The 23,442-nt window shown below is 56.3% G+C and carries 23 protein-coding genes and 1 tRNA gene; 14 read left to right on the forward strand and 10 right to left on the reverse strand.

Features of this window, described 5'->3' with window-relative positions:
- Nucleotides 1-2: 2 nt before the first annotated feature.
- The 7 genes from K1V27_RS11580 to K1V27_RS11610 all read right to left on the reverse strand — a co-directional run bounded on the left by K1V27_RS11580 (nucleotide 3) and on the right by K1V27_RS11610 (nucleotide 8,185).
- Nucleotides 3-1,475 carry a two-component system sensor histidine kinase NtrB gene (locus tag K1V27_RS11580; protein ID WP_258930160.1) on the reverse strand — a complete coding sequence of 491 codons (1,473 nt, stop codon included), beginning with the start codon at nucleotides 1,473-1,475 and terminating at the stop codon, nucleotides 3-5.
- Nucleotides 1,462-2,859 (reverse strand): replication-associated recombination protein A, encoded by a 1,398-nt coding sequence (locus K1V27_RS11585; RefSeq protein ID WP_258930161.1) that lies wholly within the window; start codon nucleotides 2,857-2,859, stop codon nucleotides 1,462-1,464. The genes K1V27_RS11580 and K1V27_RS11585 overlap by 14 nt, the downstream gene beginning before the upstream one ends.
- A 363-nt stretch (nucleotides 2,860-3,222) precedes the next feature.
- A complete protein-coding gene (locus K1V27_RS11590) occupies nucleotides 3,223-3,927 on the reverse strand; it encodes an ABC transporter ATP-binding protein (RefSeq protein WP_258930162.1) in 705 nt (234 codons plus the stop codon).
- A gap of 26 nt (nucleotides 3,928-3,953) precedes the next feature.
- A complete protein-coding gene (locus tag K1V27_RS11595) occupies nucleotides 3,954-4,721 on the reverse strand; it encodes an ABC transporter ATP-binding protein (protein ID WP_258930163.1) in 768 nt (255 codons plus the stop codon).
- A gap of 8 nt (nucleotides 4,722-4,729) precedes the next feature.
- Nucleotides 4,730-5,776, reverse strand: a complete 1,047-nt coding sequence (locus K1V27_RS11600; RefSeq protein ID WP_258930164.1) for a branched-chain amino acid ABC transporter permease — start codon at nucleotides 5,774-5,776, stop codon at nucleotides 4,730-4,732.
- Between the two features lie 120 nt (nucleotides 5,777-5,896).
- Entirely contained in the window at nucleotides 5,897-6,790 is an 894-nt protein-coding gene (locus K1V27_RS11605) for a branched-chain amino acid ABC transporter permease (RefSeq protein WP_258930165.1), read from the reverse strand.
- A gap of 264 nt (nucleotides 6,791-7,054) precedes the next feature.
- Nucleotides 7,055-8,185, reverse strand: a complete 1,131-nt coding sequence (locus tag K1V27_RS11610; RefSeq protein WP_258930166.1) for an ABC transporter substrate-binding protein — start codon at nucleotides 8,183-8,185, stop codon at nucleotides 7,055-7,057.
- A 251-nt stretch (nucleotides 8,186-8,436) separates the two neighbouring features.
- Between K1V27_RS11610 and hpnA the strand changes: the two genes are divergently transcribed.
- From hpnA to K1V27_RS11625, 3 genes are all read left to right on the forward strand, one after another.
- Entirely contained in the window at nucleotides 8,437-9,429 is a 993-nt protein-coding gene (gene hpnA, locus K1V27_RS11615) for a hopanoid-associated sugar epimerase (protein ID WP_258930167.1), read from the forward strand.
- 142 nt (nucleotides 9,430-9,571) lie between these two features.
- The gene (hpnH, locus tag K1V27_RS11620; protein WP_258930168.1) at nucleotides 9,572-10,567 is read left to right on the forward strand and encodes an adenosyl-hopene transferase HpnH; all 996 of its coding nucleotides are present in this window, start codon (nucleotides 9,572-9,574) and stop codon (nucleotides 10,565-10,567) included.
- The gene (locus K1V27_RS11625; protein WP_258930169.1) at nucleotides 10,560-11,462 is read left to right on the forward strand and encodes a carotenoid biosynthesis protein; all 903 of its coding nucleotides are present in this window, start codon (nucleotides 10,560-10,562) and stop codon (nucleotides 11,460-11,462) included. Before hpnH ends, K1V27_RS11625 begins: the two co-directional genes overlap by 8 nt.
- Before the next feature lie 77 nt (nucleotides 11,463-11,539).
- Here the strand turns inward: K1V27_RS11625 and K1V27_RS11630 are convergent, their stop codons facing one another.
- Genes K1V27_RS11630 through tsaA form a run of 3 tightly spaced genes read right to left on the reverse strand, consistent with a single transcriptional unit; the run spans nucleotide 11,540 to nucleotide 13,693 of the window.
- The gene (locus K1V27_RS11630) at nucleotides 11,540-12,325 is read right to left on the reverse strand and encodes a phosphorylase family protein (RefSeq protein WP_258930170.1); all 786 of its coding nucleotides are present in this window, start codon (nucleotides 12,323-12,325) and stop codon (nucleotides 11,540-11,542) included.
- Nucleotides 12,322-13,152 carry a glycerophosphodiester phosphodiesterase gene (locus tag K1V27_RS11635; RefSeq protein ID WP_258930171.1) on the reverse strand — a complete coding sequence of 277 codons (831 nt, stop codon included), beginning with the start codon at nucleotides 13,150-13,152 and terminating at the stop codon, nucleotides 12,322-12,324. Before K1V27_RS11635 ends, K1V27_RS11630 begins: the two co-directional genes overlap by 4 nt.
- A 58-nt stretch (nucleotides 13,153-13,210) precedes the next feature.
- Nucleotides 13,211-13,693, reverse strand: a complete 483-nt coding sequence (tsaA, locus tag K1V27_RS11640; protein WP_258930172.1) for a tRNA (N6-threonylcarbamoyladenosine(37)-N6)-methyltransferase TrmO — start codon at nucleotides 13,691-13,693, stop codon at nucleotides 13,211-13,213.
- Between the two features lie 249 nt (nucleotides 13,694-13,942).
- On the opposite strand from tsaA, the gene K1V27_RS11645 reads away from it, so the two are divergent.
- From K1V27_RS11645 to truB, 11 genes are all read left to right on the forward strand, one after another.
- Nucleotides 13,943-14,497, forward strand: a complete 555-nt coding sequence (locus K1V27_RS11645) for an NUDIX hydrolase (protein ID WP_258930173.1) — start codon at nucleotides 13,943-13,945, stop codon at nucleotides 14,495-14,497.
- A gap of 5 nt (nucleotides 14,498-14,502) precedes the next feature.
- Nucleotides 14,503-14,973, forward strand: a complete 471-nt coding sequence (locus K1V27_RS11650; RefSeq protein WP_258930174.1) for a GreA/GreB family elongation factor — start codon at nucleotides 14,503-14,505, stop codon at nucleotides 14,971-14,973.
- A 200-nt stretch (nucleotides 14,974-15,173) separates the two neighbouring features.
- Nucleotides 15,174-15,249 (forward strand) — tRNA-Gly (locus K1V27_RS11655).
- A 221-nt stretch (nucleotides 15,250-15,470) separates the two neighbouring features.
- Entirely contained in the window at nucleotides 15,471-15,959 is a 489-nt protein-coding gene (gene rimP, locus K1V27_RS11660; protein WP_258930175.1) for a ribosome maturation factor RimP, read from the forward strand.
- Between the two features lie 59 nt (nucleotides 15,960-16,018).
- A complete protein-coding gene (gene nusA, locus K1V27_RS11665; protein WP_258930176.1) occupies nucleotides 16,019-17,458 on the forward strand; it encodes a transcription termination factor NusA in 1,440 nt (479 codons plus the stop codon).
- A gap of 41 nt (nucleotides 17,459-17,499) precedes the next feature.
- Nucleotides 17,500-17,805 carry a DUF448 domain-containing protein gene (locus tag K1V27_RS22795; protein ID WP_353740570.1) on the forward strand — a complete coding sequence of 102 codons (306 nt, stop codon included), beginning with the start codon at nucleotides 17,500-17,502 and terminating at the stop codon, nucleotides 17,803-17,805.
- Nucleotides 17,805-20,693, forward strand: coding sequence for a translation initiation factor IF-2 (infB, locus tag K1V27_RS11670; RefSeq protein WP_258930177.1), 2,889 nt, complete (start codon nucleotides 17,805-17,807; stop codon nucleotides 20,691-20,693). The genes K1V27_RS22795 and infB overlap by 1 nt, the downstream gene beginning before the upstream one ends.
- A 64-nt stretch (nucleotides 20,694-20,757) precedes the next feature.
- Nucleotides 20,758-21,051 (forward strand): DUF503 domain-containing protein, encoded by a 294-nt coding sequence (locus K1V27_RS11675; RefSeq protein WP_258930178.1) that lies wholly within the window; start codon nucleotides 20,758-20,760, stop codon nucleotides 21,049-21,051.
- 7 nt (nucleotides 21,052-21,058) lie between these two features.
- On the forward strand, nucleotides 21,059-21,412 hold the full coding sequence (gene rbfA / locus K1V27_RS11680; protein WP_258930179.1) for a 30S ribosome-binding factor RbfA: 354 nt from the start codon (nucleotides 21,059-21,061) through the stop codon (nucleotides 21,410-21,412).
- Nucleotides 21,405-22,391: a DHH family phosphoesterase gene (locus K1V27_RS11685; protein ID WP_258930180.1), complete on the forward strand. Its 987-nt coding sequence runs from the start codon at nucleotides 21,405-21,407 to the stop codon at nucleotides 22,389-22,391. Before rbfA ends, K1V27_RS11685 begins: the two co-directional genes overlap by 8 nt.
- 23 nt (nucleotides 22,392-22,414) lie before the next feature.
- Nucleotides 22,415-23,395 carry a tRNA pseudouridine(55) synthase TruB gene (gene truB, locus K1V27_RS11690; RefSeq protein WP_258930181.1) on the forward strand — a complete coding sequence of 327 codons (981 nt, stop codon included), beginning with the start codon at nucleotides 22,415-22,417 and terminating at the stop codon, nucleotides 23,393-23,395.
- The last annotated feature ends 47 nt before the right edge of the window (nucleotides 23,396-23,442 follow it).

The following is a 23,442-nucleotide window of genomic DNA, read 5'->3' on the forward strand; positions in this document are numbered from 1 at the left end:
GATTACACCGTGATTTCTTCAACATCGGTTGAGCCCGGCTGAAATAGCGGCAACCGTATGATTATAGCCGTTCCCTCGCCTTCCCGGCTGTCAATTTCTATGTCGCCATGATGACTGTCTATTATACTTCGGACAATGGCAAGGCCCAAGCCGGTGCCTGTTTCATGGGTGGTAAAAAATGGATTGAAAATCTTTTTTTGAATTTCTACAGGGATTCCCCGCCCTGAATCCTTGACCACCACCTCGAGCTGCGGCGCCCCGGCGGCGCCGTTCACCAGCGCCGTTCGAACCTCCAGGGCCCCGCCGTCCGGCATGGCTTGCAGCGCATTGGAAAAAAGGTTGACGAAAGCCCTGTAGAGCATATCCCGATCCGCCTCCATGGTGTAATTGCCGCTCTCGTAGCGCCGTTCCACCCACACTCCAAGCTTTTGGCACTCGGCGTCCAGCACGCTCAGATTCTTTTCCAGGATATCCTCGACCCGGCAGCGTGTCGGCGCAACCGTCTTGGGTCGTGCAAAGTCCAAGAATTCCGTCAGGATGTCGTTCAAACGCGTAGACTCTTCCACGATAATGGACGAAAAGCGCTTCTGCCGTTCATTTTCCGCTCGACCCTGAAGCAGTTCGGCAGTGCTGCGGATGATCCCCAGCGGATTGCGGATTTCGTGGGAAACGCCCGCCACCATCTCCCCCAGGGCCGCCAGCCGCTCCGCCTGATGCAGCTGTTCCTCCAGCTTGTTGCGTTCCGCAGTCCGGGCTGCGATGATCGTATCCGCTCTTCTGGCTATGAGAATGATGGTGGTGAAGAGCACGCCGACAAACACCATGAAGCTGAGTATGATGATGAGCTGAAAGCGATGTATCGACTCATATTCGCGGGTCATGTCCTGGGTGATTTCAAACACCCCGAGAACTTTGCCTCTTTTCAAGCTCATGGGGAGCTCCTCCCACATGGGAAGGTAGGTCTTCAGCTGGCGCACCCCACCATTCCAGTCAAAGCCCAAAAACGAACTGCCCTCGCCCACAAGAAACGAAACGGACTCATCTTTCAAGGCCTTCTGGAAAGGTTCCCCCAGATCGCCCTTGGTTCCAATATTCCCAGGCACGGTGCTGTAGGTGAGCACCTGGTCGGGATCGTAAATATTCACACGGTCAACGGAAAACCCATGGATCGTGTTGCGCACCACCTTGTCGAGCCTTTCGTATTGGCTCTTGCGGCTCAAACGGATGGCTCCATCCACGATGAGAGTGGGCAGCGTGAATTCAAAAAAGACCTGATGATTGATATTCTCAGCCAAAAGATACGCATACTGCTCGCTCTTTTGCAGCAAAATGGCCTTCACCCGCTGAGTAATGAACGAGGACAACAGCAGGGTACTCACCAAAATGACCACAAGACTTGAAACAGACACATATTTGACAAGCTTAAACGGCTTGAAAGATTCCAGATCTTTTCTCTTATCTTTAACGTTCTTCATGCCCGCCTATCGCACTGGACGATTCATGTTGTTGCTGCGCACCTTTTTCTCCGGCCACCCGGCGGCGCCTGCCGGCGAGCAGCTCGCGCCATTTCCCCTCCCACCCTCTGGGAGTCGGATGATAGAATTGTACGGCGGGCAGCGAATCGGGCAGATACCTTTCGGCAACCCATCCGCTGGGATCATCATGAGGGTAGCGATAACCCTTTCCATACCCGGTTTTTTTCAGCAGGTCGGTGGGGGCGTTGCGGAGATGCAGGGGAACCGCGGCGTAACCGGTTTTCCTGGCCGCCTCGCGCGCTTTGCCCAGAGCCGTATAGATGGAATTGCTCTTGGGCGCCAGGGCAAGGTAGACGGCCGCCTGAGCAAGGGCCAAATCTCCTTCGGGGCTGCCCAGGAACTGGTACGACTGCATGGCGTGCATGGTATGCACCAATGCAAAGGGATCGGCCAGGCCAATGTCCTCGCTGGCCATGCGCACCAATCGCCGGGCAATATAGAGAGGGTCCTCCCCTCCTTCCAGCATTCTCGCCAACCAATACAGGCAGGCATCCGGATCGCTGCCGCGTACGCTCTTATGCAGCGCCGAAATCAGATTATAGTGCTCCTCGCCGGCCTTATCGTAATGCACGGCCGGCCTCTGCATCGCCTCCTGCATCGTGTCCAGTTCGATGCATCGTCTGCCCCCATCATCGGCAGGAGTGGAGCGCACCGCAATATCCAGAGCGTTGAGAGCGATCCTGGCGTCGCCACCGCAGGAAGTGAGCAGGTAGCTTTCCGCATCCCGACTGAGACTCGCACGGTAACCAGCCAACCCCCGCTTTTCATCCTGCAGTGCCCTGTCGATTATGATCCGCAGTTCTTCTTCAAGCAACGGCTGCAAAACCAATACTCGAGTTCTGGAAAGCAGCGGACGTATGACCTCAAAGGAGGGATTCTCCGTCGTGGCCCCAAGCAGGATCAGCGTGCCATGCTCGACATGCGGCAGCAGCGAGTCCTGCTGTGCCTTGTTCAATCGATGAATTTCATCCATGAAAAGCCAGGTGCGCTTCCTGGCTTTCATCCAGACCTGCTTTGCCTCCTCTACGGCCGAGCGAATTTCCCGCGTTCCTGCGGTGACCGCTGAAAGTGCGATCAAATGAGCTTCGGTATGATTGGTGATCAGCCGCGCCAGGGTCGTCTTACCACAGCCTGGAGGACCCCACAAAATCAGCGACTGCAGCTGTCGACTGGTGAGCAGCCGGTGCAAAATGCGGCCCGGGCCCAGCAGGTGCGCCTGGCCGACAAACTCCTCCAGGCACCCTGGCCTCATCCTGTCCGCCAAAGGCGCCATGGATTCAAGTTCCCGCTCAATGTGTTGTTGGAACAGGTTCTGTTGTCGCATGAAAAATCCCGCCGCGCTGTTCAAGGTTCACAAATTAAATAGACAATTTTGCACCGCCCGGCTAGTTGGAACTGTCGTCCTTGCAGATTTTACAGGAAGATGCCGCCCGGCTGAACTGAAAAGTCAAACTCAGCGGGGTGCGTCAGGCCAAGCCGCAATAGTCATCCGGCAACGCCTGAATGAGAATCCGGGACAGGCTCTGCAACTCACAGAGTCAGCCTCACTCACTGAATGTCTGTGGCCTTGGTAAGACGCGCCGGCACGGCAAGGGGTTGCGGATGAAATCACTCAATTGAGGGAACAAAAAGACTTGAATGGAACGAAGGGGAACGCTGCTTGCGAGAATTGCAGACGTACCACCCGCTAATCTTCTCCGAGGTAGGCTTTGCGCACACGCTCATCCTGCAAAAGTTGCTGCCCGGGACCTTCCAAAGTCACACTGCCCGTCTCCAACACATAGGCATAGTTAGCCACGTGCAGAGCCGCCATAGCATTTTGCTCCACCAGCAGTATGGTGGCCCCCTGCCGGTTGATCGTCTGAATCGTGTTGAACACTTCTTCAACGATTAGCGGAGCCAATCCCAGCGAAGGCTCGTCCAGCAGAACCAAATCGGGCCGGCTCATGAGAGCCCTGCCCAGCGCGAGCATTTGCTGTTCTCCTCCACTGAGGGTTCCGGCCAGCTGCTTATGCCTCTCTTTCAATCTGGGAAATAGAGTGTACACCCAGTCGAGGCTTACCTCCAAGTCCTTCCCGCCGGTATTATAGGCGCCCAGTTCCAGATTTTCCAGCACGGTCAGGTTGGGGAAAACCCTCCGGCCCTCCGGAGCTATCCCTATACCCTGTTTGATGATCTGATGCGTGCTCAGCCGAGTCGTCTCGTTGCCAAGAAATTTCACCGAACCCGAGCGCGGCCGCACCAGCCCGACAATGGCACGCAACGTGGTGCTCTTGCCGGCACCGTTTGCACCAATGAGGGTCACAATCTGGCCCTTCTCCACGGAGATATGAATGCCCTTCAAAGCATGAATACCTCCATAGTAGACCTGCAAATTTTCAACTTTAAGCATTCGGTAAATCTCCAAATCGGCTTCGACTACTTCGGTTCTCCCAGGTAGGCTTTGATGACGGCCTGATTGCTCTGGATTTCCGCCGGGGTTCCTTCAGCGATGGTAATGCCGTAGTCCAAAACTTTAATTCGTTCGCACAGGCCCATGACAAATTTCATGTCATGCTCGATTAAAAAGATCGTGAGCGCGTACTTGTCCCGAAGCTCGCGCACCAATACGGCCAGTTCGTTGGTTTCCTGGGGATTCATGCCCGCCGCCGGTTCATCCAGCAGCAGCAGTTTGGGACGGGTTGCAAGGGCCCTGGCGATTTCCAGGCGCCTCTGCTGCCCGTAGGCCAATCCACCGGCTTTTTCCTTAGCCAGATGGGCCAATCCCAGTTCCTGCAAAAATGCCATGGCACTCTCGCGGATTCGTTTTTCTTCACGTCGATAGGTAGGAAAGCCTAACATTGCTTCCCAGAAAAAGGTTCGGATACGCTGATGAAACGAAATCATCACATTTTCCAAGACGGTCAGGTCCGTGAACAGCCTGATATTTTGAAACGTTCTGGCAATGCCCTGGGCGGTGACCTTATGGACGGGAAAACCGGTGATCTCCTCACCCTGCCAACGCACCTGCCCGGAGGTCGGCGTCAGAAAGCCTGTGATCATGTTAAAAACCGTGGTTTTCCCGGCTCCGTTAGGCCCAATCAGGCCCACCAACTCGCCCGCCTGCAGTTCAATGGAAAAATCCTTCACGGCGGTCAGACCGCCAAATTGCATCACCAGGTCGTTCAGTTGGAAAAAATCACCCATGGGTGTTCCTAAAATCCCTTCTCTTTCCAGCCCAGCTTCGACAACAACCAATCCCAGCTGAATTCACTGCGTCCCATTATGCCGCGGCGGGCAAAAATGATAACCAGCATGAGGATAATGCTAAAAATAACCATGCGCATACCGGGAATCCCCGGAATTTTGAGGAATCCAAGATCGGTCGGACGTTCCACGATACGCAGTGCTTCTCCGCCCCAGGCAAACAGGGCGGCACCGATGACCGCCCCTGTGGTGCTTCCCAATCCGCCCACCACAATGATAATGAGCAGATTGAAAGTGAGAAAAAAGGTGAACAAAGTCGGTGAAATGGTGGTGATCAGATGAGCCAGCAGCCCCCCCGCCACACCACAGAAGAAGGCGCTGATGAGAAACGCCATGAGTAGGTGCTTGAACGGATCAATACCCATTGCCCGGGCGGCGATTTCATCTTCCCGGATGGATTTCATCGCTCGTCCATAACTGCTGTTGATCAGCTTGGTGATGGCTATGATGGTTAGAACTGCCACCCCCCAGGACCACCAAAGATTCGTGTAAGGCACCAATCCCTTGAGTCCCAGAGGGCCGTTGGTCACACCCTGCAATGCGTTGGCCAGCACCCTGATCACTTCGCCGAATCCCAGCGTGACGATTGCCAGATAATCGCCGCGCACGCGAAACACCGGGAAGCTGATGGCAAAGGCAAACACCGCAGCCATCAAACCGCCCAACAACAACGATACCACAAAAGGCGTATGCAAAACATTGAGCGGCCAGACCAACGGCACAATGATGTAGGTCATCTGCTTTTCGGCGGCACTCATGGTGAGTAGAGCCGAGGTGTAGGCGCCGATGGTGATGAAGGCGTTGGGGCCAAGGTGCAGTATCCCGCAGATGCCGTTCACTAAATTATAACTGACGGCCAGGGTGATGAAGACGGCCATATTGTTCAGGATACGAATCTGGTAGTCAGTCCCGTATTCGTTGAACAGGTAGAGGATCACGAACAGCACAAGGATGCCCATGATGTTCAGCAGCAGGTTCCGTCTTTCCTTGCTCATCCCTTATTCCTTAAAATTCTCTGCAACTCACTCACCCCAGTGAGCACCCCGCTCACAGGAGCCGCAGTCGGCAATGGCTGACGGGTACTCTGGCAGCTCGCGCCCCGCCGGCTCAAGCTCTCAGGTCTTGTCGATCATGGGTTCTCCCATGATGCCCGTCGGCCGAAACAACAGCACCAGGATCAGAATCACAAAGGCGAAGGCATCCTTGTATTGAGACACTTCGGGGAAAAAAGCCACAATCATGATCTCCCCCAGCCCCAGCAGAAATCCCCCGATGACCGCTCCCACAATGTTGCCGATGCCGCCCAAAACAGCTGCGATAAACGCCTTGAGCCCGGGGAAAACTCCCATAAACGGATTGACCTGCGGGTATTTCATAGCCCACATGATGCCGCCTGCCGCCGCCAAAAACGATCCGAGAAAAAATGTGATGGCGATGACCCGATCCAGGTTGATGCCCATCAAACGAGTGGCCTCAAAGTCCTTGGAAGCGGCTCGCATGGCTTTGCCCACCTTGGTCCGGTAGACGATATACAGCAGTCCAAGCAGCAGCACGATGGTGATGACCGGGGTATACAAGGTCAGCACCTGCACTCGAACGCCCAAGATGGTGATTACGTGATCAAACATCGGCGGGCGTGGAAACCCTTTGGGAATTCCACCGATGATGACAATGGCCAGATTCTCGAGCAGAAAGGAGGCGCCGATGGCGGAAATGAGCAGTGAAATTCTGGGGGCGTCGCGCAGCGGCCGGTAAGCGCATCGATCCAGCACGATTCCCATCAACCCGGTAATGACCATGGCCAGCGGAAAGCTGATCTGCCAGGGAAGCGTAAAGATGCCGATCAAATAGATGGCCGTGTAGGCAGCAAACATCAGCAGGTCGCCATGGGCGAAGTTGATCAGCCGCAGGATGCCGTAAACCATCGTATAACCTATGGCGACCAGCCCGTATAGACTGCCGAGCGAGATTCCGTTGATCAACTGCTGAAATAAAATTGTCCCGGTCACATGAAGTCCTTATTCTGAAATCATCGGAGGAATTCACTCTCCGGTGAAAAATGCTCTCCCCGCTGCTTTCTCGTCAGGTGTTGGAAGAGCTCAACCACGTCCCGTACGGATGCCGACTCAAAAAAGGCAGGGTAGACTGAACGCCTACCCTGCCTCCATTGCCACTCATAACAGCCATGTATTGCGTCACATTGGCAGCACTTATATCCATTGGCAGAAGCGCCGTGGTTGCAGTTGACCTCGACCACCGGACGATTCAGCCGGCTACGGATTCACCGTGGTGACGTAAACAAATTTGCCGTCCTGGACCTTGTTGATCACCATGCTCTTGATTGGATTGCCATCCTCTCCCATCGTGATGATACCCGATACTCCCTGGAAATCCTTGGTGTCTTGCAGGGCGTCACGAATTTTTGTGCCGTCTGTCGATGCGGCGCGCTTGATGGCGTCCACCAGCAGAAAATAAGCATCGGCACCGAGCGCCCCGAAGGCGTCGGCTTCTTTCTTGAATTTTTCTTCATACAGCTTGATGTATTGCTTGGATCGCTCGGTGGTCGCCGCGTCCTTGTGGAAATGCCCGGTAAAATACATCCCCTCGACGGCGGCTCCACCGATTTCGATCAAAGCGTCCGCCTGGGCGCCGTCACCGGTCAGGATGGGAGCCTTGATGCCGAGATCGCGCGCCTGTTTCGCCATCAGAGCGTCTTCGGTGTAGTAGTTGGGAGCGTAGATGACATCGGGGTTGGCGGCCTGCACCGCAGACAACTGGGCCGAAAAGTCCTGATCGCCCGTCTGGATGTAGGTGGTGGAAACGATCTTGCCGCCGTTCTTGACGAATTCCTTGACAAAGAAGTTACCCAGGCCGACACAGTAATCCTGTGCGATATCAATGATCACGGCAGCGGTCTTGGCCTTGAGCTCGTTCAGTGCAAAACGGGCCGCAACCTCCCCCTGAAAGGGGTCGATGAAGCAGGCGCGGAAGGCATATTGCTTGCCCTGGTTCACCAGGGGATTGGTTGCCGTGGGGCTCACAGAGGGGATCTTGGCCGCTTCGGAAATGGGGTTGCCGGCCATGGTATTGCCACTGATGGCTTCCCCGAGAATGCCCACTACTTTTTCCTTTTCAACCAGAAGAGTCACCGCATTGGCGGCCTCGATCTTATCGCTCTTGGTGTCCACCAGAATGACTTCGATTTTCTTCCCGAGCACCTCGGGTTCCATGCTGCGGGCGATTTCTATGCCTGCATTTTCCATTTCGCCATAGGCGGCCACGGCACCGGTCATGGGCAGATAGGCTCCTATCTTGATGGTGTCGGCAGCCGTTGCCTGGGCGGCCGGCCCAAAGAAGACCAATGATGTTACCAGTGCCAGAGCCAAAAGACTGTTCTTTTGCATCCTCTCCTCCTTTTCAAAATGTTCATGCCTGCGCGTAAACATCCTCCGACCTGTGCATCAACAAACGGGTTTATATGCCTCTAAACATGGTGGAATGTCAAGTCTCTACTCTACGCGCTATTTTGTGTCAACAAAAAAGGTTTGCTGCGCCTCTTGTCAATATGCGCATTGAATCGGCCGGTCTGTTTTGTTATATGGAGGGCGCAAACTTGTTACAGGAAACCAGGATAACTTTTGGACAGGATGCAAGCATGCCGACGGCATTTGTCACGGGGGCAAGCGGCTTCATCGGCGGCCACGTTGCCATTCAGCTGCTGCAAAGAGGCTGGCGGGTGCGGGCTCTGCGAAGGGGCCCCGTCTTCCAGCGCCGGCTTCCGGCAGACCCCATCGATTGGCGACAGGGCGATCTGAAAGACTTTGATCAGGTTTACCGGGCCATGGCGGGATGCGAGGCGGTCTTTCATGTGGCCGCCGACTATCGGCTGTGGGCCCGCAATCCAAACGAAATTTATGCCAACAACGTCACCGGTACGGCCAATGTGCTCGAAGCCGCCCTGCAGCACGGTGTCCGGCGGACAGTCTATACCAGCAGCGTCGGTGCTCTGGGCTTGAACCCTGACGGCACGCCGGCCGATGAGGGGACGCCCGTGCGTCTGGAAGACATGGTCGGCCACTACAAGCGATCGAAATTTCTGGCGGAGCGCAAGGCGGAAGAATTTTTTCGCCGGGGTCTCCCACTAGTCATTGTAAACCCCAGCACTCCTGTTGGACCTGGCGACCACAAGCCAACCCCGACCGGCAGGATCATCGTTGATTTTCTCAACGGTAGGATGCCTGCCTATTTGGATACGGGATTAAATATCGTGCATGTTTCCGATGTGGCGCACGGCCATCTGGCGGCACTGGAAAAGGGCAGAATCGGGGAAAAGTATATTCTGGGCAACGAAAATCTGACTTTATCCCAAATATTCAGCCTGTTGCAAAGAATCACAAAGATTCCGGCGCCGCGCCTTCGTCTGCCGCATCGGCCCGTGCTTTATTTGTCCTACCTGAGCGAGCTCATTGCCCGGCTTACCGGAACGGAACCCCTGATTCCTCCGGAAGGTGTCAAAATGGCCCATCGCTACATGTTCTTTAAAGCGGACAAAGCCATCAGCGAACTGGGACTTCCACAAACGCCGGCAAGCGTTGCCTTGGAAGACGCGGTTCGCTGGTATCGCGAGAACTGTTATGTCAAACGTTGACGGTTGGCGGTAGAGGCACTGCTGACCACAAAGCACGCCGAAAGCGCAGATTCGATAGAGCAAGGTCCCGCTTTTTTGCTTTTCCTCTGGCTGTTTCTGTGCCGTCTGCGGCGATCATCACATTTTGGAAGGTAACCACACCATGCGTTTTCCCCTCTCTCTTTATGCATCCATGAGTGCTTACTTGCTCAAGAAAAGGATCAACGGCGACGAGCACTTCCCCCTGGTCCTCATGCTGGAACCCACCCACCGGTGCAATCTCACCTGTTCGGGGTGCGGCCGCATCATAGAATACGCCGGGACACTCCAGCAGGAGATGTCCCTGGAAGAGTGCCTCCAGTCGGTGGACGAGGCCGGTTCACCGGTTGTCACGATCACCGGCGGAGAACCGCTGATGTACTCCCAGGTGCAGGAACTGGTGCGCCAAGTTCTGCGCCGCGGGAAACACATCTATTTCTGCTCGAACGGGCTGCTGCTGGAGGAATCGCTCCCATTGTTTCAGCCCAACCCGCGCTTTACCTGGAACATTCACTTTGACGGCACTGAACCGGTACATGACCTGATCATTGGCCGTAAAGGAGGATTCAAAAAGGTTCTTGCCGGAGTCAAGGCGGCCAAGCGAAAGGGATTTCGCGTCAGCACCAACACCACGGTGTACCGTGAAACCGATGTCAAGGACCTGGAAAAGCTTTTTGCACAACTGGCTCAGGCGGGAGTCGACGGCATCCTGGTGGCGCCGGGATTCAGCTATGAAAAAGTGACGCGCGATGTTTTCCTGACCCGTCAGGAAATCACCCAGAAATTCAGGGAGATCCGCACCTGGCAGAAACGCTTCCCGTTGATCAGCAATCCAATATATCTGGATTTTCTGGCGGGCCATCGATCTCTCAAGTGCACTCCATGGGGAAGCCCCACCCGCAATGTGCGGGGCTGGAAATCCCCCTGCTATTTGATCACGGACACCCACTACCCCAGCTATCGGGAGCTCATGACAAAAACCGACTGGGAGCACTACGCTTCGGGCAAGGATCCGCGCTGTGCACAGTGCATGGTGCATTGCGGTTTTGAGCCGACGGTGGTGAGAAAAATGAACGGCAGGGACTTACTGCGTATGGTCGAGTGGAATCTGCATGCCTGAGTTTTTGAATTTGCTTTTGGGTACCGTGTTTCTGCGCCCCTATGTCTTTGCCTTTCTGGCGGTCTATCTGGTCGCCGCAGCAGCCCACATGGGCTGGCGGCGCACCCTGGTTTATCTGCCTCTGGGCTACGGCATTGCCTGGCTTTCCGAATACAGCTCGATTCACTGGGGAATCCCATACGGGGATTATTTCTACATTCCGGCGACCATCAACCAGGAGCTTTGGCTCGCCGGGGTTCCCTTTATGGACTCCCTGTCCTATGTGTTCCTCTCTTACTGCAGCTATTCCATGGCCATCTTCCTGCTCAGCCCGGTGCTTTTTTCCCAGGGCAACGCCTTCGTGCTGGAAACCCATCGCGTTCGACAGTCCTGGCAGACGCTGGTCCTGGGATCCTTCCTGTTCGTCTTCTTGGACATCGTTATCGATCCCGTTACACTGCACGGCCACCGTTGGTTTCTGGGCCAGATTTACGGATACCGGGAAATCGGTGTCTATTTTGGGGTTCCCATGAGTAATTTTGCCGGCTGGCTGGTGGTGGGATTTGTCTTGGTCGGGGCTTTGCAAATGCTCGATCGCCAGCGCCTTTTGGAACCCGGAAAAACATCCGCTTTGCATGCCATACCGGGAATCGTTCTGCTCGGGCCTGTGCTTTACGCCTCCATTCTTTTCTTCAACGTCGCCATCACCTTCTGGATCGGTGAAATCCTTCTGGCCACCGTCGACTGCCTGCTGATCTTTTTTCCTGCTCTGCTGGTTTTCTTTTTTACCCTGTATAAACAGACTCACCTCAATGCCACGTGCATTACCAGGCACGCAGCGGACTTTGGCAAATCCAGGCCCGTGCCGGCACAACCCCGGGATCCTGCACCCGCCATGGCGACCGCCCGTCCCTGATGCGTTTGGCAGGGGAATATGCGGCTCCATCCAGCCCCCTGCAAATAGATCATCTGAGAGGCTGCGGGAAGCCTCGACTATTCTCTGCCCCCCCGGCATTGAGAAGCCATTCTCTCCAGCCTGAATGAAGGAATATCCACCAAACCGGACACGACTCGTGCGAGCTCCCGGGCCGCCCGAGTCGAGTTTTTCCAAAGTGCGTAAAACTCCGGCAAGAGACGCGGGTGTTTGGCCAACAGGCGCACCACCTTCGCTATGGTTACCCGGCCTTCCGTGGTGATCTCATCCAAATCGAAGGTGATTTCGTCCCCGAGTCCATCGCTTACGGCACGAAAGCAGATCAACGGTATTCCCTCCTGCTGCGCAAACCGCGCAATGAACCAGCTCTCCATATCCATGACGCAGGCCAGGTCGCCACAGCCCGGCATGACCGAACATTTTTCTCTCGGCTGCTCGTCGGTGACGATCTCGGCCGGCATCACGCCGTGGGTGTGACAAAAGTCCGCCAGAGCTTCGGCACAGCCGCCGGCAGCAATCGTCTCTGGAAAAACACCGTCCCGACCTGCATGCGGAGCACTGAACCGGGCACCGCAGACCACCTGCCCCACGCGCAACTCCCGGCTCAAACCGCCTGCAAACCCAAAGGAGCAGAGCATATCGGGGGGCGCTTCCTGCATTATCCAGTTGAGAGCCGCTGTTATCCTCTTTTGCCCCATGCCCGTTTCCACCAGATGGAGTTGCTTGGCGGGGTCCGTACGTGCAAACTCCCGGAAAGGTCGTCGGCAGACAAGCCGCCAACCTCCGGTAAGCCTCTTGAAGCAGCGGTATTCATCCGGCAAGGCAGCCAGCAGCGTGATGTTCAACAGGTCAGAATCTTTTTCAAAAGTTGGGGGAAATCGGTGAACACAGCATCGACTCCGGTTTGCATCATGGCGCGCATGGCCGCTTCATCGTTGGCCACCCACACGCGCACAGCATAGCCGCATTGCTGCAAAGCTGCAACATTCACCCGCGGCACCTCCTCGATGCGGGGGTGGAATCCTTGTGTCTTTAGCTCACCCAGCAGCGCCATGAGGTTCTCCCGGTAAGAATCGCTCAGCAGGGCGGTGGTCAAACCGGCGTTGGCCTCTCTCGCTCGCCGCAGATAGGAAGGACTGAAGGAAGACAGGATAACGTAATCTTCCGCCCCCAGGTCCTCGATGAGGCCAACGGCCCGTTCGACCACGACGGCATCGCCTGCGGTTCCCGCCAAATCCTTGATTTCCACATTGATCGGCAGGCGGTGCTCGAGAGAAAACTCCAGAGCCTTGGCCAGCGTGAGCATCGGCTCTCCCGCATAGCGTGCGCACTCGGATTCAGCGACGCTGCCGGCGGCAATTTGACCGAACGGGTCTTGGCGGACGAACCAGGAACCGAAATCAAGCGGCTCCAGCTCCTTCAGCAGAAAATCACTCACTCGCCACGGCTTGCGGTCCGGATACACGTTCGTGGCATTGGAAGTTCGCTCCAACGTCGCATCGTGGATGACAACCAACTCGCCGTCTGCGGTCATGGCAACGTCCAGCTCCCACATGTCCGCACCGACCTCGAGCGCCTTTGCGGCAGCAGCGAGAGTGTTTTCCGGAGCCAGCGAGCGGGCGCCCCGATGGGCAATATTCAACGGCTTACGGTGAACATTGGCGGGAACCATGTTCACCGCTCAGCCGCAACTCTATGGAAAAATATGCTCACACCCGGATCCCCGCCTCTCATGCAAATCGCCTATCCGCCTTGACATCGGTTGCACCCTTTGCCTTGTCGGCAAGCCACCCGCATCGTTCGACCTGCTTCACATCAAACTCCGGAACGTACGGTTTTATGTCGAGCAACGGAGTCCCGTCCAGGATGTCCACGTCCTCGATGTGCAATACATTGTTCTCCCTGGCCATAAGCCTGACGACCGACAGCCCAATGGCGTTGGGGCGCCGCGGGGCGCGGGTGGCGAAGAGGCCGCGCGGCTGGTCGTCGAGAAACGGTGTGACGGTGAGGGCAAAGCCTTCGGAACGATGAAAATGATAGAGTAAAATGATGTGAGAGAATCCGTCCAGGTCGTTGAGCCCCTCCTCCATTGCCGGATTCAGCTCTGCCGAGCCACGGACGCCTTTGGCGCCGCCCGGCTGGATGGGCGCTCCCGTCACTTGTTTAAAAGGAGATCTGATTACGCCGATGGGCGTATAAACAATCCGGTCCATTCCAATTCCTCCAATTCAAGCCAGCCGCCTCCGTTACGAATATGCAAAACTCACCAAAATTCGCGCCGACCATTTTCCTGTCACGAATGCCGCATTATACTCGACCATTCAGTTTTCGCAAAAAATCCGCCTTTGAGCAACCGCATTGAGCCCCTTGATCCCTCCGGGGAAAAATGCTTTATTTCTTCTACCGCAAAGCCGTGTGCGGCGAACTGTTCCGCTTAGCAGAAGGAATGTAGGCCAAATTTCATGGAAGAAAAGATCAAGACACTCAGCAGTCTCTACGCGAACCATTTCAGCGCCGACCTGGATGCCGTGCGACTGCGAACGGGGCGGGTGACCGAGCGCATACGCGTGGATCATCCCGAAGCGGCCGCCGTGGTGGCCTTCCCAGACGCGGACCATATCCTGATGGTGCGCCAGTGGCGCTACGCCATCGGCCGCGAGACTCTGGAGATCCCGGCCGGCAAAGCCGACCCCGGTGAAGATCTGCACGATTGTGCGCGCCGCGAACTGCAGGAAGAGACCGGCTACAGGGCGAGGCAGCTGGTCCCCCTGTTTCGCTATTTTCCCGCCATCGGCTATTCCAATGAAGTGATCGAAATCTTTGCAGCTTCAAACCTGGAAAAACAGTCGCAGAAGCTGGATGAGGATGAGATTTCCCGGGTGGAGCTGATTGCAGTGGAGCACGTGCACGACCTCATCAGCCAGGGCATTATCCAGGACGGCAAAACCGTGATTGGTATTTCTCTGTTTCGCGCCAGATGGGAGCGGGGGGAAATTCCCGGCGACTTTTTCAGGTAACCGTCATGAGCAAGGTTCCCATCACTCGATACGGCTATTACCGCCTTGTGAAGGAGCTCACCTATCTGCGCCGAGTGGTGCGGCCGAAAGTTCTGGAAGAACTGCAGGAGGCCCGTTCCTACGGAGTAAAACTGAACAATCAGCAGTATCTCCATGCGCGCGAGCGCCATGTGGTGCTGCAGAGAAAAATTCAGGACATCGAAGAGAAGCTGGCCCGCAGCGAGGTGTTCGTCGGGCGCAAATTTTATTTCAGGCAGGCGGGTTTCGGTACGGTCATCGCGGTGCTCAACGTCGACACCGGGCAAGCCCATGAATATCAACTGGTCGGCCCCTATGAATCGGATGTCAATAACGGCAAGCTCTCCATAGAATCGCCCGTGGGCCGATGCCTGATGGGGCGTCGCGAAGGGGACGAAGTGGCGGTTTCCACCCCGGCGGGGGTGCGCGTCTACCGCATCCTGTCGATCCAGGCGTGAGCCCCTGCAGCGCCCGGCCAAGCCGTCACGGGCGGTGCAGAGCGGAGTCCGGAAGGCTAACTGCAGCTCTACCCAACCTGCAAAATAGGACCATTTGATTGTGTGGCGCCGTCCTGGGAAAAAGAAGTGCACCCGCCCCCAAATTCACCTTGACTTCCCGCCCTGAAATGAATTAACATTCCGTTTGTTATGGGCTACCTGCGGGTGTAGCTCAGTTGGTAGAGCACAAGCTTCCCAAGCTTGGGGTCGCGGGTTCGAATCCCGTCGCCCGCTCCAGAACAGAAGGTGCTCCTTCTCGGTGAGAAGGCTTCCCTTTTTGAGGTGGCCGCACGTTCCCGCTTGCGGGTTGCGCGCTTACTTCGATTAGTGGATGACCGACTCCTAGATGTTCAGTAAAGAAGCCTTTTCTAACTTCTAGTAGTTTATTGTTGGTCTGCTAAGAGAAGTGGGTAATTCACCCACTTTTTTTTTGTTCAACAGCCGGGCTTTTGCAGGGAATGGAAGATAGGCGAACCGAATTAACCGAAGACCTGTGGGAAATGCTTGAGCCGCTCATTCAAGCCGAGGGCATGGAGCTGGTCGAACTGGAATACCGCCGTGAGTCTCAGGGGTGGGTATTGCGCATTTTTATCGATCAACCGGACGGCATAACCGTGGAGGACTGTGCCCGAGTCAGCCGGGTGGTGGGAGACCTTTTGGACGTCGCGGATACCATTCAGAATCCATATCATCTGGAGGTTTCGTCACCCGGACTGAATCGCCCGTTGCGCAAACCGGAGCACTTCAAAATGCACCTTGGAAACATCATCGAGGTGAAAACCTCGGCTCCCTTGGACCCGGCGCACAATCGACGAAAATTCAAAGGGGCTCTGGTGGCCGTTCATCCCCAAACGATATCGGTCGATTGCCAGGGAGAAGTATTCGAGATTCCCGTGGCGCTCGTGGAGCGGGCTCGATTGTGTTATTTTGATTCATTTGAAAAATAGACAGACCGTCCCCCTGTGACGGGCTTCTGTGTATAGACTTTGTGAGGAGATAGAGCACCATGGCCAGTGAACTCAAGCGGTTGATCGACCAAGTCAGCCGGGAAAAGGGCATCGACCGCCAGACTTTGATCAATACCCTGGAAGAGGCCATCAAATCCGCCATCAAGAAGAAGTTTGGCAGCAAACTCGATCTGGATGTGACTTTTAGTGAGGAATACGGCGAAATCGAGGCCTTTCTGTTTAAAGAGGTCGTGGAACAGGTCACAGATCCGGATAAGGAAATCTCCCTGCACGAAGCCCATGATCTGGACCCGGAAAGTGAGATCGGCGACGAGCTCGGCATTCGCATGGACACGGATACCCTCGGCCGCATTGCCGCCCAATCCGCCAAACAGGTGATCATCCAGAAGATGAAGGATGCTGAGCGGGAAGTGGTCTACGAGGAGTTCATCGGCCGCAAGTCCGAGATCACGCAGGGCATTGTCCAACGGGTTGACAAGAACGGCATCATTGTGAACCTGGGACATGCCGAAGCCATTCTGCCGGCCAAAGAGCAGATTCCCAGGGAAGTGTACCGCCAGGGCGACCGAATCCGCTGCTACATACTGGATGTCAGGAAGATCAGCAAAGGACCTCAGATCGTCTTGAGCAGAACTCATCCGCATTTTCTGATCCAGTTGTTTCATGCCGAAGTACCGGAAATTGCCGAAGGCATTGTCAGCATCATCAGCGCCGCGCGGGAACCAGGTTCACGCGCCAAAATAGCGGTGGTGTCAAAGAACCCCGACGTCGATCCGGTAGGAGCCTGTGTCGGCATGAAGGGATCGCGGGTGCAAAACGTGGTCCAGGAACTCCACGGAGAAAAGATCGACATTGTGCCCTGGAATATGGACCCGGCTAAATTTGTGGTCAACGCCCTGGCACCGGCCATCATTTCCAAGGTCATCATCGATCAGGCCAATCGTACCATGGATGTCATCGTACCGGATGATCAGCTTTCACTGGCCATCGGCAAGCGCGGCCAAAATGTCCGCATGGCTTCCAAACTGACCAATTGGCACATCAACGTGCAGAGCGAAAGTCGCTACGAACGCCAGAAGCAGGCGGGTTATCAGTCGCTGTTGCTCATCGACGGCCTCACCGAGCAGCTCGCGGACAAACTGTACGAGGCCGGCATCACTTCGCTGCAGGTGTTTGTTGAAGCAGGGCTCGATGAACTTGAGGAGCTGACCCAGGTATCGCCGTCAACCCTTGCCATGATGCAGGAGGAAGCCGCTCGCCTGGCGGCGGCCCAGGCACTGGAAGAAGACAGTGACGTGCCGGCCGCTCCGTCTGAAGAGGCACCTGCAGAAGAGCAAGACGAAAGCGGGGCCCTTCCCGACGACGTCCCCGTTTTGCAGTCAGCAAACGAGGAGGCTCTCGAAGCAAAGCAGGAAGAGACAACTCCGGCCGCTGAAGATAGCTTCGAACCGGAGCAGGAAGCGGAATCAGAGGAGTAATTTTGGTCAGCAGCGGACACACGCCCATCAGAACCTGCGTGGTGTGCAGCGGCAGAAAGCCGAAAGCTGAACTTGTGCGGCTGGCAATCAATTGTGATAAGTTGATCGTGGTCGATTATAATCAAGGTTTAGGGGGACGGGGAGCTTACGCATGCTCTGATTGCCTGCCCCGGCTGCGCTTCACCGGCCGGGTTCAACGGGCTTTTCGCAACCAGGCTAGAGGATTAGCCATAAACCTCCTCCCACAGCCCTCAATCCTTCCAAACCATGGAACTAGAGAGGATTCCGAGGAGCGGAGGCCGAGATGTGAGAGACGTTTAAATAGGACAACAAGGGGGAAGTTTTAATGGCACGCATGAGGGTGCATGAACTTGCAAAAGAATTAGACATAACCAACAAGGAACTGATCGAACGGATCCTTAAGCTGGGCATCCAGGTGAAGAACCACATGAGCACGCTGAATGAAGCGGCCGTGCAAAAGGTGCGCGATCAGTATGCCGGGGGCGCGGGCGCGACTCAGAAAGTCGAGGAAAAACGCATCGGTCGTGCCGTAATCAGGCGACGCAAGAAGGTAGCGGAAGAAGAGGAACTCCCGCCTGTCGAGGTTGCCGAAGAGGCTGCTGCGCAACCGCAGGAAGCTCCTGCAACTGCTGCCGTTGAAGCGCAGGAGGTGGAAGCACCGCAAGTAGCAGCCCCCCCGCCGGCCCCCGCAGCCCCGGCGGAACAACAACCGGAACCGCCGTTGCCTGAAGCCGAGCCCCCAAAAGCAGCGCCTCCGCCAACACCCCCGTCCGCTCCCGCAGAGGGGCCTCTCGAAGCGGCAAGAGAAGAGACCGGCGAACCGAGTCTGCCCGAAGAACCAGCCGAGCCGGAACCCGAACAGGTTCCGCAAGAGGCTGCACGATTGGAACCTGTTGAAGCTAAGCCGACGGAAACCGAGATGCCTATGGAACCAGCCGCCCAGCCGGCCCAGCCCACGGAATTGACGCAACCTGAATTAGAAGAGCACGCGGAAGAGCAGCGCGAGGTTGCCGAAGAACTCGAGGAAGAGGAGGAAGACGCCAAGGCCAAACCCAAGAAAGCCAAGAAACGGCGGCGCAAGAAATCTCCCAAGGACGAACCGGCGCGCATTATCAAGCTTCCCGATATCATTCCGGAAGAACCTGAAGAAGAAGTGGAGCTGCCGCCCGTGGCGGCACGCATCGCGGTAAAGGAAGAAGAGGAAATCAAGGAACTTCCCAGGAAAAAGCGCCCCAAGCCGCCGGAAGTCGAAAAAGAGGCGGGCGATCGTCGACACCGGGGGCATCGGCGCAAAGAAGTGGTCGAGCGGGAGGATCTCTACTCGAAAAAGGAATTGGCGGCGCAGGCCGGTCGCGAGAAGATCAAGGACAAAGGCAAGCCGTCCCTGAAGGAAGCGGCAAAGCCCGAACCGACGGTGGCCAAACCGGGCAAGCGGCGCATCAAGGTCGACGAAGCCATCACGGTGGCCAATTTGGCAAAGCAGATGGGCATCAAAGCCGGTGAACTGCTCAAAAAATTATTGTACCTGGGCCTGCCGGCCAACATCAATCAGGCCATTGACTTTGATACGGCAACCCTGCTTGCTGCGGAGTTCGATTTCGAGGTGGAAAGTACATCATTTGAAGAAGAAGAAATCTTGCAGGTGAAGGAGGATCGCATCGAAGATCTCACCCTACGTCCCCCGGTCGTAACGGTCATGGGCCACGTGGATCACGGTAAAACATCGCTGCTGGACGCCATTCGCCACACCGACGTAATCGGGGGAGAAGCCGGAGGAATCACGCAGCACATCGGCGCCTACTATGTCAAACTGGAAAACGGCGACGTGGTCTTTCTGGATACCCCCGGCCACGAGGCATTCACTTCCATGCGCGCCCGCGGAGCCAAGGTGACCGACCTGGTCATCCTGGTGGTCGCGGCCGACGACGGGGTGATGCAGCAAACCGTGGAAGCCATCAACCATGCCAAGGCCGCAAATGTTCCCATCATTGTCGCCATCAACAAGATTGACAAGCCCAACGCGAACCTCGAGCGGGTCAAACGGGAGCTGGCAGACCACGGGCTCATTCCCGAAGAATGGGGCGGCGATGTCACCATGGTGGAAATTTCCGCCAAGAAGCGCATCGGCATCGAGGATCTGTTGGAAATGGTGCTGCTCCAGTCCGAGATCATGGAGCTCAAGGCCAATCCCAACAAGCCGGCCCGCGGCTGGGTGATTGAAGCAAAGCTGGATAAAGGGCGCGGACCCGTGGCCACCATTCTCATCCAGGAAGGCACCCTGCGTGCGGGAGACATCTATGTCTGCGGGGTCAACTCGGGCAGAGTGCGCAACATGTTCAACGATCGAGGCCAACGGCTCGAATCCGCCGGGCCGTCCATGCCGGTGGAGGTCATCGGGCTTTCCGGAGTCCCCAGTGCGGGCGACGATTTCATCGTATTGGAAGATGAAAAGCAGGCCAAAATGGTTGCGGAAAACCGTACCCTCAAACTGCGCGAAAGGGAGCTCACCCGCTCCACCAAGGTGACACTCGAGAGCCTGTACGACCAGATCAAGGTAGGCGAAGTCAAGGAGTTGAACGTTGTCCTCAAGACCGACGTGCACGGATCGCTGGAAGCCATCAGCGATTCGCTGACCAAACTGTCCACGCCCGAGGTCAAGGTGAACCTTATCCACTCGGCCACCGGAGCCATATCGGAAACGGACGTCATGCTGGCTTCCGCGTCCAACGCCATCATCATCGGGTTCAATGTGCGCGCCGACGCAAAAGTCCAGGAAGTGGCCGAGCAGGAACAGGTTGATCTGCGCTATTACGATGTCATCTATCAAATCCTCAACGACATCAAGGATGCCATGGTGGGTATGCTGGAGCCGGTGTATGAGGAGAATGTCATCGGCCGGGCCGAAGTGCGGCAGACCTTCCACGTGCCTAAAATCGGCACCATCGCCGGATCATATGTACTGGACGGACGGGTCGAGAGAAATGCCAAGGTGCGGGTGTTGCGTGATCAGGTGGTGATTTATGACGGCAAGCTCAACTCCCTCAAACGCTTTAAGGATGATGCCAAAGAGGTGAAGGCCGGCTTCGAGTGCGGCATTGGCATAGAAAACTTCAACGACATCAAAGTGGGAGATATTCTGGAAGTCTACGAACTTCAGGAGGTCCAGCCCGTATTGGAAATCGGAGGGGAGTCCAAGACGGGCGGCAAAACGTAATCATCCGGTTCGATCCGCCTGAGGCCGGGGGTCTGCCAAGGACAACCCTGGGGAATGTTGAGCCATGATCGTAGGAATTGCCAGAATCACCTTCAGGCTGCACGGAAACCAGTCCCTGAAGGAAAAGCGCAAGGTGGTTAAAAGCCTGGTCGAGAAAAGCCGCCATCGCTTCAATGTTTCCGTGGCGGAAGTGGCTGACCAGAATTTGCACCAACGCGCCACCATCGGCGTAGCTGTCATCGGCAGCGACGGTCGTGTGCTGAACTCGATTTTGGACCGCATCATTGCCTATATGGAGTCCATGAACCTAGCCGATCTGATTCAGCATGAAGTGGAATTGATCCCTTTGGGAGGATGACCCTATAATGGAATTCAAGAGATCCGATCGGGTTGCAGACCAGCTGCAACGGGAAGTCGCCGACCTGATTTTTCGCAGAGTAAAAGACCCGAGAGTCGCCGGCGTGACGATCACCGGGGTTGACCTGACAGAAGATTTGCGCCTTGCCAAAATCTATTACTGCGTCATGGGCGCCCCCGCTGACGATGCCCGGCAAAACGCCGCTGAAGGCATGAATAAAGCGCGCGGATTCATCCGCCGGCAATTGGGCAAGCGGCTGCGCCTGAGGTATTTGCCGCAAATCGAATTTCACTACGATATGTCTTTTGATTACGGCGACAAAATGGAGCGATTGCTGAAAGAGTTGGGCGAGCATGAATAACGGGCAGGATCGCGCCATGCGCGATATCGTGGAAGTGGTTGAACGCTGCGATCGATTTGTGGTGGCAACGCATGTACGCCCCGATGGTGACGCCATCGGCTCGGTTTTGGCTTTGACCTATATGCTCCGCAAATTGGGCAAGACAGCCGATCCCTACTGCCAGGATGCGGTGCCGCCGGCACAGGCGTTTTTGCCCGGGAGCAGCGAAATCCGCCACCGTCTTAACAAGCCGGATCACTATGCAGCCGCCGTTCTGGTCGACTGCGGCAGCTATCTCCGCGTTGGAGACGACCTGGCCAAATCGATTCGCGCCATTGCCACGGTCGTCAATATCGATCATCACGTAAACGACTCGCCGTTCGGCAACCCCTATTGGGTCGACTCGACGGCGAGCAGCACCTGTGAAATGCTCTACCGGTTGGGCGCGCACCTGCGCCTGGCGCTCGACCCCGACATCGCCACTCAGCTCTATACCGGGCTTTTGACAGATACCGGTTCGTTTCGATTTTCCAACACCAACCAAACGGTTCTGCAAATTGCCGCCAGTCTGGTGGCAGCGGGAGCGCAGCCCGCTTATATCGCAGAGCAGATCTACGAATCGGCGTCCCCGGAAAGCATGCAGCTGTTGGCGAGAATGCTTGCAACCATCGATTTCGCCGCCGATAATCGCCTGGCAACGGCCGAATTGACCCGGCAAATGTTTGAGGAAACAGACACCACTCCGGTCAACAGCGAAGGGTTCATCAATCACCTGCGCTCGGTAAAATCTGTCGAACTGGCCATGCTGTTCCGTGAAGACGCCAACGGCAAAATCCACGTGAGCCTGCGCTCCAAGGGCGCTGTCGATGTGGCGGCATTTGCGCAGCGCTTTGACGGGGGCGGGCACCGCCGCGCCGCCGCTTTTCGCGTTGCCGGCAGCCTGCCAAGGACGCGGGTGGAATTCACCCGGCAGGCTCTGGCCTATTTACTCGGGGCATGATGGCAACCAGCACAGGCAAATGTATGAAGATGACTTCAGAGGCTGAATTTTTTCGCTGCGCTCAATCGGATGTCGGCTCCTCGCCGGCAGCCGACAGCGGCATCCTGATCGTAGACAAACCCGAGGGACTCACCTCCTTTGCGGTGGTGGCCCGGGTTAAGAAATCGCTGAAGCTGAAAAAGGTCGGTCATTGCGGCACCCTCGACCCCTTTGCTACGGGGGTGCTGGTACTTTGTATCAATCAAGCCACGCGCATTGCCGACCAGCTTTCTCTGCAAGACAAACTCTATCGGTTTACGCTGCACTTTGGAGTACAGACGGATACACTGGACCGCACGGGTCAGGTGGTCCAGACCTATGATGGACCGGCCGTCGACGAAAGCGATTTGGCCGCGGCGGCACACGGTTTCGTGGGCATTCAACGGCAGCAGGTGCCGCGCTATGCGGCGGTGAAAGTCCAGGGCCGGCGCCTGTACGAATTGGCCCGTAAAGGCGTAGAAGTTCCGCTGCCTGAACGCGACATCACAATCCACCGCCTGCGGGTGATCCGCTACCATTGGCCTGAAGCCATCATGGAGGCCCGCTGCTCGAAGGGAACCTACATCCGGCAGCTGGCGGCGGACATTGGTCACCGGTTGGGCTGCGGTGCCCATGTGAACGCATTGAGAAGGCTGGCCAGCGGTTCATTTGACATCTGTCAGGCGATTTCCATGGAAGAATTGAAGTCGATTGCAAAGGATAATCGCTGGCGGGAAAAACTGATCTCAATGAGTGAAGCCCTGGATCATTTGCCGGCAATGGTCATCAAAGACAGGCAAATCCTGCAGGGCTTAGACAATGGGCATCTGGATCCCGCCTGGGTTGCAGAAAAACGCGGACAGTTCGCGCGCAGCGCCGGCCCTGTCCGCCTGCTGACCGGCGCCGCCCCACAGCTGCTGGCACTGTGGTGGCCCGGATCAAGCGAAGACGCACACAGCAAGCGGCACCTTCGCGTGTTCACATGAGACGGCATGAGGCAAGGTTGCAATTGTACGTTACTTTTTGAGCTGAA

It is taken from the genome of Desulfoferrobacter suflitae, from assembly GCF_022603395.1.
Taxonomy (GTDB): Bacteria; Desulfobacterota; Syntrophobacteria; order Syntrophobacterales; family Syntrophobacteraceae; genus Desulfoferrobacter; species Desulfoferrobacter suflitae.